Source organism: Streptomyces sp. NPDC058464 (assembly GCF_042721035.1).
Taxonomy (GTDB): Bacteria; Actinomycetota; Actinomycetes; order Streptomycetales; family Streptomycetaceae; genus Streptomyces.
Genome location: NZ_JBHXMA010000040.1, coordinates 89,350 through 104,832 on the forward strand (window position 1 = coordinate 89,350; position 15,483 = coordinate 104,832).

Below are 15,483 nucleotides of genomic sequence, written 5' to 3' on the forward strand. Positions count from 1 at the left end.
ATTGTTCCGGATGGCGGGATTGTGGTCCGTACGCGAGTGCGGCCCATATACGCACCGTGCACGGCCGGTCGCGACGTGCCCCCGCCGTGTGGCCGTGCGCCCGTCCGTGCGCTCTTCTCCGGCCAACGGGGGAGCGGTTCCATGGCTAGTGCGTGGGTCGGCCCGCTGTACTGGATCCAGTGGGCTGGGGGACACCGCCACCTTCATCCCCGCGGGTGGCGGACCGGTCCGGGAGGCGATGCCCGCCTCCCGGACTGTGCGCGTTCGAGCACACGCGCGTGCGATGCGCAAAGCATGTACGGAGCGTGCGCAAGCCCGGGTGGTCATCGGCGATTTGGCCGAAAATCGACCCCACCTTTCGCGGGCGTCCAACGCTCCTACCACGGGAATTGAGGGCGCGAAGGGCGTTCTTGGGGAGCGTACAGGGGGCGCATTCACGTCGCAGTCGCCCCCTGCCGTAAGGCGGTCGGCCCCCGCGGAGACTCTTCCACAGCGCGCACGCGTGGCCGGTCCTGCGGCAACTCCGTGAAATCTTCCAGGGATCAAAGGCGGCCCCACCGCCCCTCCGGAGCGCGTCCTTCATGGCAGCATGGGGACCCGGTTCGTACCGTGCATGGTTGTCCACAGCCTGTGGAGGCGTCGATGCGGTGGTTGGTGGGATGGAGCAGCACCGCCTCCGGTGCCGCCACGCTCGGCTCCGCCGGCGCCATGGGTTACGACGGCGAGACCGTCCACCCCGTCGGCTCCCAGCTCCTGTGGGGCGACCCCGACCCGCTCTGGGCGGTCGGCGACTGGCGCCCCGACGAGGTGCGCGTCATCAAGGCGGACGCGCAGAACCGCATCGCCGTCCTCGGCACCTGCGGCGCCACCGACGAGGAGCTGCGTCTCGGCCTCTTCACGGCGCGCGGGGGCGCACTCCGGCATCTGACCGCCTGGCCCGGCAGCTACACCGCCGTCGTCCAGGTCGGCCGCCGGGTCACCGTCTGCGGCGACCTCGCGGGCGCCCGCCCGGTCTTCCACACCCCCTGGGCAGGCGGTACGGCCTACGCCACGGCCGCGCTCCCGCTCGCCGACCTCATCGAGGCCAACCTCGACTACGGCCACCTCGCGGCCCTCCTCGCCGTCCCCGACGTACCGGCCGCGCTGCACGACTCGACCCCGTACGAGGGCGTGCGGCGCATTCCGCCGGGGCATGCGCTGATCCTGCGCACCGGGGCGCGCGAGGTCGCCGGGTACGAGCAGGTCGCCTCGCTCGCGGTCGCGGCACCCTCCGCCGACCCCGACCGCGCGGTGGACGCCGTCCGGGACGCACTCGTAGACGCGGTACGCGCGCGGCTGTCGGCACCCCGGCACGTCCCGGACATCGACCCCGGTCCGGTACCCGGCATGGGCCCCGCGGAGCGTCGCGCGGCGCGCGGGATGCCGGTCCCGGGCATCGGCGCCGACCTCTCCGGCGGCCCGGCGTCGGGGACGCTCGCGCTGCTCGCGGCGGGCCTGCCCGGCATGCCCGGCACGGTCCTCGGCCACGGCACGGGCGCCGGCGAGCGCCTCCTCGCCGTCACCTTCAACGACCTGGCCGTGGGCGGCCGCGAGGCCGAACTCCAGCGTGCCGGAACCCTCGCCGCCAACCCGCGCCTGCACCACGTGGTGGTCACCGGCGGCGAGGAGATCCTGCCGTACGCCGACCTCGACGGCCCCCTGACCGACGAACCGGGCCCGTCCCTGATCTCCGCGGCCCGGCACCGCGCCCGGCTCGCCGCGGGCAGCGCCGACCACTTCACCGGCTACGGCGCCCGCCAGGTCCTCGACGCCCACCCCGCGCGCCTCGCCGACCTGCTGATGGACCGCAAGCGCCGGCACCTCGTCCGCCCGGTCGCCGCGCTCGCCAAGGCCGACGGCTCGGTGATGGTCCCCGCGCGCGTGTACGGCGCGGCGCGGCGCCTGGCGCGTACGCCGTACCGCGCGGGCGTCGAGTCCCTCGCCGAGCGCCTGCTGCGGCGCCGGTTCGACGACCCCGGGGGCGCGGTGGGCGCGTCCCTCGCGGCGCTCACCTGGGCGAGACCGGGCCCGGCGGCGCGCTGGCTGACCGGCGAGGCCCTCGCTGAAGTATCGGTTCTGCTCCAGGGGGCGGCGAACCGCTCCGGCGTCGGCCCCGCGCAGCGCCCCGGAGACTACCGCGCGCGTGCGGTGCTGGCCCGGCACGCGGCCGACATCCGAGTCCTGGAGCAGGCGGCCGAGATCCGCTCCCAGCGCCTCCACACGCCCTTCCTCGACAACCAGGTGGTCCGCGCCTGCCGCGACCTCCCCGAGGCACTGCGCGTCCAGCCGGGCGCCCGCGCCGCGATCCTCCGCACGGTCCTGGAGGGCGCCGGCGTCACCGACCTCCCGCCGGGCTGGGGCGCCCCCTCCCACGCCTCCTCGGCGGCCGCCACCCGCACGGGGCTGCGCGTCGCGGCCGACGACCTGATCTCCCTCTTCGCCACGCCGCTGCTGGCGCAGGCGGGCCTGGTGGAGGCGAGGGTGGTCCGCAAGGCGCTGCGCGCGGCGGCCGCGGGGGAGCCGTTGCCGCTGGACGGGCTGGCCGACCTGGTCTCCCTGGAGCTGTGGCTGCGCCGGCTGCTGTCCCGCCGGGGCACGTGCTGGACGGGGACGCCGGCACGGGCACGTGCGGTCCCTGCGGGGGTGACGCCGATGAGGGGGGCGTTGGCGTCGGGGGCGTGAGGAAGGTGCCGGATCTGGGGGCTGCCGCCCCCAGGCCCCCGCATCGGGGTGGAACCCTCGCGCTTCGGCCGCGGGCCGGTGGGGGTTGCTCGCGCAGTTCCCCGCGCCCCTAAAAGACCAAAGACATAGCTGCGGGCAGGCGTGCCGCAGGGCGGCACGGGTGGGCGCAGCGGCAACCGGCCAGCGCCGGTAAGCGTCCCCACGCCCCGCCCCCACCCCGGGCGCCCCGAAACCCCCGGCGTCGAAACTCCGTGCCCCTCCCCCCACCCCCCGGCGACAATGACCCGGTGCGGTACCGAATCCTGGGCGTGGCCCAAGCCAGCGACGACCAGGGCACCCCCATACCCGTCGGCGGCCCCCGCCTGCGCGCCCTGCTCACCGTCCTCGCCCTGCACCCCACCCGCACCCTCACCCCCGAAACCCTCATCGAGGAGATCTGGGCGGCGGACGACGACCCGCCCCAGGACGCCCCGGCCGCCCTCCAGGCCCTCGTCGGCCGGCTCCGCCGCAGTCTCGGGAAGGGCGCCATCACCTCCGGCCCCGGCGGCTACCGCCTGACGGCGGCCGAGGACGACATCGACCTGTACGTCTTCGAGCGGCAGGTACGCGAAGGCGCCCGAGCCCTGGCCGTCGGCGACCCGGCGGCAGCCCACCGCCTCCTCACCGCGGCCCTCGCCCTCTGGCGCGGCCCCGCCCTCGCCGACCTCCCCGACCGCACCGCGGCCGCCGCCCGCCCCGAGGCGCTCCGGCTGGAAGCCACCCGTGCCCGCGCCGACGCGGCCCTCCGCCTCGGCCGTGCCGTCGACGCCGTACCGGAGCTGACCGAGCTCACCACCGTCCACCCGTACGACGAGCCGCTGCACGCCCTGCTCATCCGCGCCCTGCGCGACACCGGCCGCCCGGCGGACGCCCTCGCCGCGTACGAGACCGCCCGCCGCACCCTCGCCGAAGGCCTCGGTACCGACCCCGGCCCGGAACTCCAGGCGCTGCACGCGTCGTTGCTCACTCAGGAACCCAATCCCCTCGGCGCGCCCTCACCCCGCACCGGCAACCTCCGTCCGCGGCTTACCTCTTTCGTGGGGCGGGAACCCGAACTCGAAGCCGTTCGTTCCGAATTGCACAGGGCCCGTCTCGTCACCCTCACCGGACCGGGCGGCTCCGGAAAGACCCGTCTCGCCGAGGAGGCCGCCGCCGGGCTCCCGCAGGCGTGGCTCGTCGAGCTCGCCCCGCTCGACCGGCCGGAGGCGGTGCCTGGCGCGGTGGTCAGCGCCCTCGGCCTGCGCGAGACCGTGCTCATGACCAACGAGCTGGCGACCGTGCCGAAGGACCCCACGGCCCTGCTCGTCGAGTACTGCGCCCCACGCAGCCAACTCCTGATCCTTGACAATTGCGAACATGTCATCGAAGCGGCGGCCGCCCTCGCCGAGACCCTGCTCACCCACTGCCCGGGGCTCACGGTCCTCGCCACCAGCCGTGAACCCCTGGGCGTCCCCGGTGAGTCGGTGCGCCCGGTCGAACCCCTCGCCCCCGAGCAGGCCCACCGCCTCTTCGAGGAGCGCGCCGCCGCCGTCCGCCCCGGTACCGGCGCGAGCGACGCGGCGGCGGTCGACGAGATCTGCCGCCGCCTGGACGGACTGCCCCTTGCGATCGAGCTCGCGGCGGCCCGGCTGCGGTTGCTCACGCCCCGGCAGATCGCCGACCGGCTCGACGACCGCTTCCGCCTGCTCACCGCCGGCAGCCGCACGGTCCTGCCCCGCCAGCAGACCCTGCGCGCGGTCGTCGACTGGTCCTGGGACCTGCTCGACGAGCGGGAGCGGACGATGCTGCGCGAGGTGTCCGTCTTCGCCGGCGGCTGGGACCTCGCTGCGGCGGAGGCCGTGTGCACCGGACCGGCCGCCGACCTCGTCGGCGCGCTCGTCGACAAGTCCCTGATCGTCGCCACCCCGGACGGCGCGCACGGCGTCGGCGGGATGCGCTACCGCATGCTGGAGACCATCCACGAGTACGCCGTCGAGCGCGCCGCGGAGGCCCCCGGGCTGCGCACGGCGGTCGAGCGGCGGCACGGCGCGTGGGTGCGGGCGCTCGTGGAGGAGGCGGAGCCGAGACTGCGCTCCGGGGAGCAGCTCCCCTGGATCCGCCGGCTGGAGACCGACCTCGACAACATCCGGGCCGCCCTGGACCGTGCGGTCCGCGCGGGCGACGAGGTGCAGGCGGGCCGGATCGTCCTCGCCGTCGGCTGGTTCTGGTGGCTGCGCAACTACCGCCAGGAGGCGACGGCCTCGGTGCGCGCGGTACTGCGGCTGGGCGTCGCCCGGGACGCCCTGCCCGAGGACGCAGGTCCGGAGGAGCTGCGCGCGGTCGCCGACGCGGCGGATCCCGTCGGCGTACTCCTGGCCGCCCCCGACGCCGAGGCCGGGCATCCGCTGTACGAACTGCGCATGGACCTCAGGCTGCTCGACCTGTTCCTGGCAGCCGAGTCCGGCCAGCGGGACCTGGTGACGGACGAGCGGACGCCGCGGTACGTCGCGCTCGTCCGGGCCTCCTTCGAACCGGGCGGTCCGCGGGCCGCCCGGCTGCCGGGCATCGTCTGGCCGCTCACCGCGTGGACCCTGGGCGGCCCCGCCGTGGACATCGCCCCGGACATGTCCGCCGTGCTCGCCAACTGCCGGGTGCACGGCGGTGACTGGGAGGTCGGCGTCACCCTGATGTACCGCACCCACATCCTGGTCGACTCACCCGGCAACCTGCGGGGCGTCGACGAGGACCTGGCCGAGCTGCGCGTCCTCAGCCGGCGGGTCGGGGACCGCTGGATGGGCGCGCAGGTGTGCAGCGCGGCCGGCGAGGCGGACATGGCGCGCGGCCGGTTCGCGGCGGCGGAGAGCGAGTACCGGGAGGCGCTGCGGCTCGCCCACGAGGTCGGCGCCCACGCGGAGACGCCGTTCCTGCTCGCGCGGCTCGCCGAGACCGCCTTCCGCGCCGGGGACCGGGCGGCTGCCCGGGCCACCCTCGACCGGGCGGGCGAGATCTCCGACCGGTACGGGGTGACCGAGTCGAAGGCGTACGTGGCGCTGCTGCGGGCGGTCCTGGCCCATGACGACGGGGACCTGCCCCGAGCGCGCGAGTACTACGAGACCGCCCGTGCCATGACGGCGGCCGGCGGCGCGCCCCCGCAGTTCATGGCCGCGATCCATGCCGTCGACGCCATGCTCACGGCCCTGGAGCACGGCCCCGCGCGGGCGCTGCCGGTCGTGGCGCAGGGGCTGCGCGACGCGGTGGAGTACCGGTGCGCCGAGGTGATCACGGCGGCCCTGGCGGACGTCGGCGCCGACCTGCTGGCCCGGCTCGGCGATCTGGCGGGGGCGGTACGGCTGTACGCCGCCGCCGACCACTGGCGCGCCGGGTGTGTCCGCCCCGAGCCGGAGCGCACCCGCGCCGAGGAGGTCGACACGGCCGCCCGTGCGGCGCTGACCCCGCAGCACTACGCGGCCGAGCGCTCGCGCGGCGCCTCCCTCACCGAGGAGGACGCCCTGCGCGAACTGAGCAGCGCACCGACCGCTACCGGCAGGTGAACCTCGACTCGGCCCAGTCGGCGAGTGCTGCCCTGTCGAAGGTGGTCTGCGGCTCGACCACCAGTCGCACGGTCCGGTGCCCGGTCAGGTCCACATGGACGGGTACGGCGGCCTGTCCGCCCTCGACCACCCCGGACTGCCACAGCTGCACCCCGTCCGCGTAGACGGCGAAGGTGACCTTGCCGAGGCCGAGGGTCATGTCGTCGACGCCGGCCATCGCGTCGTAGGCGGTGCACTGCCGGTTGAGGTCGATGGTGACGGAGGACCGGCCGTGCACGGTGACGCCGTGCGTGTACTCCTTGCCGGCGACCGTCATGCCGTACCGCTGCCACACCCAGCTGCTCTCGTGGAGCCGCATCTCGGGCCGGGTGCCGTCGCCGTTGACGTCGAAGCTCAGCTCGCTCCACTCGTAGACGACCGGGGCGGGCGGCGGAGTGGGCGTCGGGGTGGGGCTGGGGGTCGGGCTCGGGGTCGGGGTCGGCGTGGGTGCCGGAGTGGGGGTCGGCTTCGGGCTCGGGGTGTGCCTGGGACTCGGGGACGGCGTCGGCGTCGGGGCCGGTTCGGGGGCGAGGGCGACCGGTTCGGGTTCCGGTTTCTTCTTCGTGGGGGTGGGGGTCGGTGCCCCGGGCTGCACGACCGGCGTGGACGGGGCGGGTTTCACGGCCTCCTTGACCGGGTGGCTGTCGTTCGTCAGGGCGAGGGCCACCACGGCGATCGCCGTCGCGACCACTCCGGCGGCGATACCGGCCTTCACCGGCCCCGCGAGCCCCTCCGAGGCCGCGGCACCACCCCCGGCCCCGCCGCCCGCCCCGCCGCCCGCACCGCTCGCCGCGGCGGCCGCACCCGCGGCCCCCACCCCGGCGCCCCCTGCGATGATCCCGAGCGCCTTGGCGTACCCGGCGGCCCCGAACCAGCCGATGACCGCGACCGGTACGACGGCCGGGATACCGCTCGCGACCTCCTCGATCTGGGCGGCGGCCAGCCGGCACCTGGCGCACTCCTCCAGGTGCTTGCGCAGCCCCCGCTCGGCGCGGACCCGCAGCTTGCGGCGCGCGTAGCCGCCGAGCTGGTCGGCGTAGCGGGCGCACTCCTCGTCGTCGATGAGGGAGGCGCTCACATGGGCCTGGAGGTAGGCCTGCTTGAGGCCCTCGCGGGCCCGGCTGGCAAGGACCCGGGTGCCGTTGGCGTCCAGCCCGAAGAGGGTGGCCACCTCGCTCGGCGACTCGTCCTCGACCTCGGTGTGCCACAGCACGGCCTGCCAGCGCTCCGGCAGCGAACGGAAGGCCTGCATCGCCAAAGACTGCTCGGCCTCGTGCATCGCCCGCACGTCCGCGCCGAGGTCCAGGCCCGCTCCGAAGGAGCGAAGGGATGCGGTGTCGTCGGACACCTCGGAGCCGCGCACGGCCTGCGCCGTGAACAGCGCGAAGTCGTCGACGAGTTGCTCCCGCCGGGCCGACTTGATCCACTGCGCGGCGACCCGCCGTACCGAGGTGAGCAGGTAGGCGCGCACGGCGTACTCGGGTCCCGACCCGCCGCGCACCGCCTGCAGCATGCGGGCGAACACCTCGGCGGTCAGGTCGTCGGCGGTGTGCCCGTCCCGGCAGCAGGTCCGCGCGTAGCGCCGTACCGCGTCCGCGTGCCGCCGGTACAGCTCCTCGTACGCCGAGTCGTCGCCGGCCCGCATCCGCTCGATCAACTGACTGTCGGGATGGGGCAGTTCCCGGCGCGGCGGCAGCACACTCCCGTCCCGCTGTGCCGGAACGTTCCCCTCCGGCGGTTCGCCGGCCGGCGGTACCCCGGCCCGCCCGCCCTGGCTGGGCACCTGCGGCGAGGCCGTCCCCTCACCGACGGACTCGTCCCACCCGTCAACGCTCATCGCGGAACGCCCCCGATGCCTGCCCACCCGACCGAATCACCGGCCCAGACTGCCACACCGGCTTTCCCCCGGACCCCCGAGCGACGAGACGGTCACCCGGAAGAGGAAACGTCGAGTACCGTGCCCCGAAGGGGCGCGGGGCTGTGTTTGATCTGCGGCTGCCGCCGGGCGGGCGCGACCAGCCACAGTCAACCCGCACCCGCCCGCGGTCATCGCACGTCACATCCTCCTGCGGAGGTCACCCGCCCGGCCAAGCACAGGGCACCGTCACTACCGGGACCTCAACCCCTCCAGCAGGATGTCCAGCAGCCGAGCCGAAGCCGCCGCCTGCTGCGCCGCATCCGGCAGGGACGGCGCCGCCGTGGCGATCACCAGCAGCACGTCGGACACCGAGACGTCCGGCCGCAACTCACCGGCCGCCCGCGCCCGTTCCACCAGCCGCCCCACGACGTCGAGCAGCGCGGCCGCGCCCGCGTCGTCGGCGGCGTCGGCCACCGGCTCCCGCTCCTCCGGCACCAGCCGCAACTCCCCGGCCCCCGGCTGCGTCCGCTGCTGCGGCACCCGGGCCTCTTCGGCCCCGGAGCCGGCCACGGCACTGCCGCCGACCTCCTCCGGCACCCCGACCCGCAGCACCTGCGGCGGCAGCAACCGGCCCGCCCCCGACGCCACCGACGTCCGCAGGAAGCGCGACAGCGCCGACCACGGCTCGTCCTCCTGCCCGAGCGCGGCCCGCGCCTGGTCGGTCAGCCGGGAGGTCTCCTCCTCGGCTATCCGCCGTACCAGCACGTCCTTGCTCGGGAAGCGCCGGTACACGGTGCCGACCCCGACCCGCGCCCGCCGCGCCACGTCCTCCATCGGCGCGCCGTATCCCAGCTCGCCGAAGACCTCACGCGCCGCACGCAGCACGTGCTCCAGATTGCGCTGTGCGTCCACCCGCAACGGCGTCGTACGCGGCCCGTCACCGCGTCCGTTGCCCGCCGTCGCGCTCACCGTTCCGCCACCGGCCGCCAGAGCGGAGGCCGATGCCCAATGTGTGTCCTGAATGTGCATTTGTATTCCCCCGGTTAACGACGTCTCCCCCCGGAGACTCTCCCCGTCACTGATGGCCGGAGCGAGCGGAAATGCGACCGACCCATGACCGATCCATGGACCCCGGGCCGGGCGGACCGCCCGTCGCGGACCCTTCGGCCACATCCCCTACACCCCGTCGACACACGAACATAGTTGAGAGGCTGTCAATTCAGAAGGGGGACGTTCCGCACGGTGCGCCCCTCGATCGGAGTACGGGTCGTTTACCTCCCGATTCGGTGCCTTCGCGCCCCCCTGCCCGCCCCCGCTGACCTGGCCCCTTTCGTCTGGCCCGGCGCGCGCGCCCGACGCCCGGCACACGCGCCGTCCGGTCACACAAATTGCCGGGGCTGTGGACAAACAACAGTCACGGGTGCGTCATGGGATGGTGAAGGAACGTGCGCGCATTCTCGTTGTCGGCGGCGGCTACGTCGGGATGTACACGGCCCTGAGGCTGCAGCGGAGGCTGAAGCGGGAGCTCAGGCAGGGTGAGGTCGACATCACTGTCGTCGCCCCGGATCCCTACATGACGTACCAGCCGTTCCTTCCCGAAGCGGCCGCGGGTTCGATTTCACCTCGGCACGTCGTCGTACCCCTGCGGCGCGTTCTGGACCGATGTCATGTGGTCATCGGCGAGGTGACGTCCGTCGAACACGCCAAGCGCACCGCCGAAGTCGCCACCCTCGCCACCGCCGAGGAGCGCAAGGGCCCCACTTTCCTGGAGTACGACGAACTGGTCCTCGCCCCCGGCTCGATCGCCCGCACGCTGCCCATCCCCGGTCTCGCCGAGCACGGCATCGGCTTCAAGACCGTCGAGGAGGCGATCGGCCTGCGCAACCACGTCATCGAGCAGATGGACATCGCCTCCTCCACCCGCGACCCCGCGATCCGCGACGCGGCCCTCACCTTCGTCTTCGTCGGCGGCGGCTACGCGGGCGTGGAGGCCCTCGGCGAACTGGAGGACATGGCCCGCTACGCCTCGCGGTACTACCACAACGTCCAGCCCGAGGACATGAAATGGATCCTCGTCGAGGCCACCGACCGGATCCTCCCCGAGGTCGGCCCCGAGCTGGGCCGCTACACCGTCACCGAACTGCGCCGCCGCAACATCCAGGTACTGCTCGACACCCGCCTGGAGTCCTGCGTCGACCGCGTCGTCGCCCTCAGCGACGGCCAGCGCTTCCCGACCCGAACGCTGGTCTGGACGGCCGGCGTCAGACCGCACCCCCTGATCGCCGCCACCGACCTGCCGCGCACCCCGCGCGGACGGCTGAAATGCACCGCCGAACTGACGATCGACGGCGTCGACCACGCATGGGCCGCGGGCGACGCCGCCGCCGTCCCCGACGTCACCGCCGCCGAACCCGGCACCGAGACCGCCCCCAACGCCCAGCACGCGGTCCGCCAGGCCAGGGTCCTCGGCGACAACATCGTCCACGCACTGCGCGGCGAACCCCTCGACACCTATGCCCACCAGTACGTCGGCTCGGTCGCCTCCCTCGGCTTCCACAAGGGCGTCGCCCAGGTCTACGGGCGCAGGCTGAAGGGCTACCCTGCCTGGTTCATGCACCGCGTCTACCACCTGAGCAGGGTGCCCACCTTCAACCGCAAGGCCCGTGTCCTCGCCGAATGGACCCTCTCGGGGCTCTTCAAACGGGAGATCGTCTCGCTCGGATCACTCGAACATCCCCGAGCGGAGTTCGAACTCGCGGCCGGTGGAAAGCCTCCTCACAGTCCCTCCGACGACTCGAACGGGTCGTCCTGACGGAACTCAGGAACTCCACGGCCCGCCCCGGCGTCTGACGGATGTCGTCGCCGACGGCCACCCTGCCAGACTGCCACCCGACCGAGCACAAGGCTTCTCCCCACCCTTTCCCAAGAACTGCACCGGGGGACCTCCCCCGGCCCCCGGCCGCTCCCCGAGCCGGCCGGAGACGACGACACGAGGCAAGGTTTCGTGAACTTCACGCGCTGGAGCGCCCGGCTCCCCGGAACGCAGCGCCGCGCCGCAGCGCGGACCGAGCACGCGGTCCCCGCGGACCGACGGGGGGACGGCTCCGTGCCCGCGGCCCGCGCCGAACAACTGACCGACAACCCGCCCTGTGTACCCGCGGTCGACGAACTGCCCGCCCGGGGCGTCCTCGACCACGTCCCGGCCCTGGTCGCCCTCGTCCACGGCCCCGACCACCACATCGCGTACGTCAACGACGCCTATACGACCGCCTTCGGCGCACGCCCCCCGGGCGCCCCCGCCCGCGAGGCCCTGCCCGAACTCGCCGAACTGGGCCTCCTCCCCCTCCTCGACCAGGTCCTGCGCAGCGGCAAGCCCCGCACGCTCAAGTCCCGCAAGGCGCTCGACGGCCGCACCTACACCTTCACCTGCACCCCGGTCGCCGAGAACGGCGACCGCGACGGCGGCGTCCTCCTCTTCGCCACCGACGTCACCGACCACGCGGAGGCGGCGGAGCGGCTGCGCGCCAGCGAACGCCGCCAGCGCGAGACGGCCGTGACCCTCCAGCGCAGCCTCCTCCCCCAGGAACTCGAACAACCGGACGACCTGCGCATCGCCGCCACCTACCAGCCCGGCGGCACCGAGGCCGCGGTCGGCGGCGACTGGTACGACGTCATCACCCTCGGCGGCGGCCGCACCGCCCTCGTCATCGGCGACGTGATGGGCCGGGGCGTCCGCGCGGCGGCGGTCATGGGCCAGCTCCGTACGGCGGTCCGCGCCTACGCCCGCCTGGACCTCCCCCCGCACGAGGTCCTCCAGCTCCTCGACGGCCTCGCCACCGAGATCGACCCGAACCAGATCGCCACCTGCGTCTACGCCGTCCACGACCCCAACGAGGGCCGGCTGGTGTACGCCTCCGCCGGCCACCTCCCGATCCTGGTCCGTGACGAGAACGGCAGCGTGCTGCGCACCGAGGAACCGACCGGACCGCCGCTCGGCACCGGCGGCTGGGTCCACACGTCCGGCTCGGTACCGCTGGGCCCCGGCTCGACGGCCGTCCTCTACACGGACGGCCTGGTCGAACGCCGTGACAAGGACCTGGACGAGGGCATCGAGGCACTGGAGCGCGCCCTGGCGGGAGCCACCGGCACCCCCCAGGTCGTCTGCGACCGACTGGTCCGCTCGGCCGGCGTCACGGCCGACCACGACGACGACGTCGCCGTCCTGGTCCTCCAGCATCCGGCCCGTACGGGCCCGGACAGCGACCTGTTCCGCAACGCAGCGCTGGAACTGCTCGGTGGCATCGAGGCGGCGCCACGCGCCCGTGCGTTCGCCTCCGGCGTGCTGACCAGCTGGCGGTTCCCGGCCGATCTCCACGACCTGGGCGTACTCGCCACGAGCGAGCTGGTCGCCAACTCCCTCCAGCACGGCACCCCGCCCATGCGGCTGCGGCTTCGCCGCACCGACCGCCGACTGATCATCGAGGTGACGGACGGCGACGACCACCTACCGCGCCGGAGGCGCGCGGAACCGGGCGACGAGTCCGGGAGGGGCATCGCGATCGTGGCGACGATCGCTTCGGGGTGGGGGTCTAGAAGGACGCCCGGGGGTGGGAAGGCGGTGTGGTGCGAGTTCGTACTGCCGAAGGGGTAGGGGGAGCGCCGTAGGGGGCGCCCTTGTGGTTCGGCTGCGGGCGGGTGGGGGCTGGTCGCGCAGTTCCCCGCGCCCCTGACGGGGCGCTCTCGCTTCGCGGCGGCACCCTGCAAGCGCCGGTAAGCGTCCGCACCCCCGCCCCCACTAAGCCGACACGGACTCCGAAGTCGCCCCGCCCCGCGCCACGACCCTGCTCCTCGCAGCGAGCCACGGCCGGTCCTGGACGTCGGTCAGCCGCTTCCCCAGCCGCACCGCCAGCACACTGATCCCCAGCGAGAACAGCAGGAACGTCACGACGTACGGCGCATGCAGCGAGGCCCCCATCGGCCCGCCCACCGCCGGCCCCACCGCCAGCGCCAGCTGCTTGACCAGCGCGAACGCCGAGTTGTACTGCCCGGCCATCCCCTCCGGCGCGAGGTCGGCCACCAGCGGAGCCACCGTCGGCGACAGCATCGCCTCACCCAGCCCGAACAGCGCGTACGTCGACACGAACGCCGCCGTCGCCATCTCCTGGCTGCCATGCCCCAGCCCGGCGTACCCGGCGACGACCCACGCCACGGCCCAGATCAGTCCGACCCCGGCGATCACCCGCGACCGCCGCCGCCGCTCGACGAACCTGAGTACGGCGAACTGCGCGACGACGATCATCAGCGTGTTCGCGGCCAGCGCGGTCCCCAGCGCGGACGTGGATATCCCCGCGGCCTCCACGCCGTACGCGCTCAGCCCGGACTCGAACTGCCCATAGCAGGCGAAGAACAGCACGAAGCCCAGCACGGACAGCTGCACCATCGCCCGGTTCCCGAGCAGCTGCTTCCAGCTGCCCTGCGCCGACGACGAGGCCGGTGCGTCCCCGATCCTCGGCGAGTGCGGCATCCGCACCGTCGACATCACGACGGCCAGCAGCAGGAACATCGCCGCCTCGATCGCGAAGAGGAGGGTGAAGGAGGAGACCCGGGTCGTGTCGACGAGGTGGCCGCCTATGAGGCCACCGACGCCCAGCCCCAGGTTCTGCAGGAAGAACTGCGTCGCGAAGGCCCGGGACCGGGTCTCCGCCGTCGAGCAGTCCACGATCATCGTCGCCAGCGCCGGCTGCATCACGGCCTGCCCGGCCCCGAGCAGCGCCGCCGCGGCCAGCACCGTCGGCCCGCTCCCCGCCAGCCCCAGGCTCAGCGCACCGATCGCGGCCGTCACCAGGGCGGTGAGAAGGACCGGCAGTGGGCCGCGCCGCACGATCGCCCGGCCGGCGAACGGCAGCACGATCAGCGCGGCCACGGCGAAGACGGCGAGCATGAACCCCGCCGTCATGGCACCGAGCCCCCGCACCTGCGCCACATAGACGTACAGGTAGGGGACGGTGAAGCCGAGCCCGAACGCGCTGAGTGCGTTGCCCACGTGGATCCGGCGCATCGCTGCGCCCATCGCCCTGGTCACGTTCACCTCTCTCAGGTCGTCAAGTCATGGACTACTGAAGTCTCAAGACTTTGAAGCTAAAGTTCGAAGCTAAAGACTACATCGCGAAGGACTTCAACGCCAAGCGCACCCATGCGATACTTCAGCCCATGGCCGACACCACCGGCGCCGGCGAGCCGACACTCGACGAACAGATCGCCGCCTACCAGCGCGAATTCCGGGACCTCGACCCCCAGGTCGAGAAGATCGTCTCGGCGCTCTCCCGGCTCAACCGCCGCATGAACGTCGCCTACGGCCGCCAGACCGGAGCCCTCGGCATCAGCAACGCGGAGTGGGAGGTCCTCAAGGCCCTCGTCCTCTCCGGGGTCCCCTACCGCTTGGGCCCCAGCGAACTGGCCAAGCGCCTCGGCCTCACTCCCGCAGCGATGACCCACCGCATCGACCGGATGGTCGCCGAAGGGCTCGTCACCCGGGAGAGGGACGAATCCAACCGCGTACGGGTGATCGTCGAGCTGACTCCCGAAGGACGCGAGAAGTGGCTGGAGGCCATGCGCCTCGCCTCCGTCTTCGAGGAGGATCTGCTCCAGGACCTCTCCCCGGCGGAGCGTGCGGTGCTCGGCGAGGTGCTCACCAGGCTGCTGCGTCGCGTCGAGCACGCCCAGCCCGATGCCGGCGGTCGGCTCTCTGACCTGGACTGACGCCGGGACACGCGGGCCGCGGAAAAAATCTTGACAGGGGAGGGTTGACACCCCCTTCCCCGCCCCGTAATGTTCTTCGGGTTGCCACGGAGCCGTAACGGTTCTGCGACAGCACCTCTGCCGCATGAGCGGCAACCCAAACCACCAGCACGATCTCCCGACCGGGTTGATTTCGGCGTGCCCGAATTCAATTCGATTTGGAGTCTCAGTGGTGCCCGATCGGACCGCGAGGCCCGATTGGGAATCGCGGAGCGGATCCGCTAAGGTTTGGGACGTCGGAACGGCCCAACAGCCGCGAAGACAACTCCCGCTGACTGGGAATCAGACGCCGAAAGGATCTGATAGAGTCGGAACCGCCGGAAAGGGAAACGCGAGAGCGGAAACCTGGAAAGCACCGAGGAAATCGGGTCGAGAAAAGATCTGATAGAGTCGGAAACGCAAGACCGAAGGGAAGCCCGGAGGAAAGCCCGAGAGGGTGAGTACAAAGGAAGCGACCGTTCCTTGAGAACTCAACAGCGTGCCAAAAGTCAACGCCAG

9 protein-coding genes are annotated in these 15,483 nt (G+C 73.2%); 5 read left to right on the forward strand and 4 right to left on the reverse strand.

Annotation, left to right across the window (positions count from 1 at the left end; translation table 11 throughout):
• The first annotated feature begins 642 nt into the window (after positions 1-642).
• Both ACFWPQ_RS39715 and ACFWPQ_RS39720 read left to right on the forward strand, forming a co-directional pair.
• A complete protein-coding gene (locus ACFWPQ_RS39715) occupies positions 643-2,721 on the forward strand; it encodes an asparagine synthase-related protein (RefSeq protein ID WP_384046224.1) in 2,079 nt (692 codons plus the stop codon).
• A 287-nt stretch (positions 2,722-3,008) separates the two neighbouring features.
• Positions 3,009-6,290: a BTAD domain-containing putative transcriptional regulator gene (locus tag ACFWPQ_RS39720; RefSeq protein ID WP_384046227.1), complete on the forward strand. Its 3,282-nt coding sequence runs from the start codon at positions 3,009-3,011 to the stop codon at positions 6,288-6,290.
• On the opposite strand, the gene ACFWPQ_RS39725 is transcribed toward ACFWPQ_RS39720, so the two are convergent.
• Together ACFWPQ_RS39725 and ACFWPQ_RS39730 are read right to left on the reverse strand one after the other, a co-directional pair.
• The gene (locus ACFWPQ_RS39725; protein ID WP_384046230.1) at positions 6,277-8,166 is read right to left on the reverse strand and encodes a sigma-70 family RNA polymerase sigma factor; all 1,890 of its coding nucleotides are present in this window, start codon (positions 8,164-8,166) and stop codon (positions 6,277-6,279) included. The two genes, ACFWPQ_RS39720 and ACFWPQ_RS39725, sit on opposite strands and share 14 nt — an antisense overlap.
• A 270-nt stretch (positions 8,167-8,436) precedes the next feature.
• Positions 8,437-9,216, reverse strand: a complete 780-nt coding sequence (locus ACFWPQ_RS39730; RefSeq protein WP_384046233.1) for a TetR/AcrR family transcriptional regulator — start codon at positions 9,214-9,216, stop codon at positions 8,437-8,439.
• A 403-nt stretch (positions 9,217-9,619) separates the two neighbouring features.
• Between ACFWPQ_RS39730 and ACFWPQ_RS39735 the strand changes: the two genes are divergently transcribed.
• Together ACFWPQ_RS39735 and ACFWPQ_RS39740 are read left to right on the forward strand one after the other, a co-directional pair.
• Entirely contained in the window at positions 9,620-10,999 is a 1,380-nt protein-coding gene (locus ACFWPQ_RS39735; RefSeq protein ID WP_384046236.1) for an NAD(P)/FAD-dependent oxidoreductase, read from the forward strand.
• A gap of 192 nt (positions 11,000-11,191) precedes the next feature.
• Positions 11,192-12,838, forward strand: a complete 1,647-nt coding sequence (locus tag ACFWPQ_RS39740; RefSeq protein ID WP_384046240.1) for a SpoIIE family protein phosphatase — start codon at positions 11,192-11,194, stop codon at positions 12,836-12,838.
• 144 nt (positions 12,839-12,982) lie between these two features.
• Here ACFWPQ_RS39740 and ACFWPQ_RS39745 read toward each other — a convergent pair whose 3' ends face one another.
• Positions 12,983-14,269 carry an MFS transporter gene (locus ACFWPQ_RS39745; protein ID WP_384046243.1) on the reverse strand — a complete coding sequence of 429 codons (1,287 nt, stop codon included), beginning with the start codon at positions 14,267-14,269 and terminating at the stop codon, positions 12,983-12,985.
• Positions 14,270-14,397: 128 nt separating this feature from the next.
• Between ACFWPQ_RS39745 and ACFWPQ_RS39750 the strand changes: the two genes are divergently transcribed.
• Positions 14,398-14,946 (forward strand): MarR family winged helix-turn-helix transcriptional regulator, encoded by a 549-nt coding sequence (locus tag ACFWPQ_RS39750; RefSeq protein WP_384046246.1) that lies wholly within the window; start codon positions 14,398-14,400, stop codon positions 14,944-14,946.
• A gap of 321 nt (positions 14,947-15,267) precedes the next feature.
• Here ACFWPQ_RS39750 and ACFWPQ_RS39755 read toward each other — a convergent pair.
• On the reverse strand, positions 15,268-15,483 hold a 216-nt coding region (locus ACFWPQ_RS39755; RefSeq protein ID WP_352094450.1), incomplete at its 5' end, for a hypothetical protein.

Coding starts and splice junctions, on each gene's coding strand:
- ACFWPQ_RS39725 (WP_384046230.1), bottom strand. CDS start 8,166: ATGAGCGTTGACGGGTGGGACGAGTCCGTCGGTGAGGGGACGGCCTCG.
- ACFWPQ_RS39735 (WP_384046236.1), top strand. CDS start 9,620: ATGGTGAAGGAACGTGCGCGCATTCTCGTTGTCGGCGGCGGCTACGTC.
- ACFWPQ_RS39730 (WP_384046233.1), bottom strand. CDS start 9,216: ATGCACATTCAGGACACACATTGGGCATCGGCCTCCGCTCTGGCGGCC.
- ACFWPQ_RS39715 (WP_384046224.1), top strand. CDS start 643: ATGCGGTGGTTGGTGGGATGGAGCAGCACCGCCTCCGGTGCCGCCACG.
- ACFWPQ_RS39750 (WP_384046246.1), top strand. CDS start 14,398: ATGGCCGACACCACCGGCGCCGGCGAGCCGACACTCGACGAACAGATC.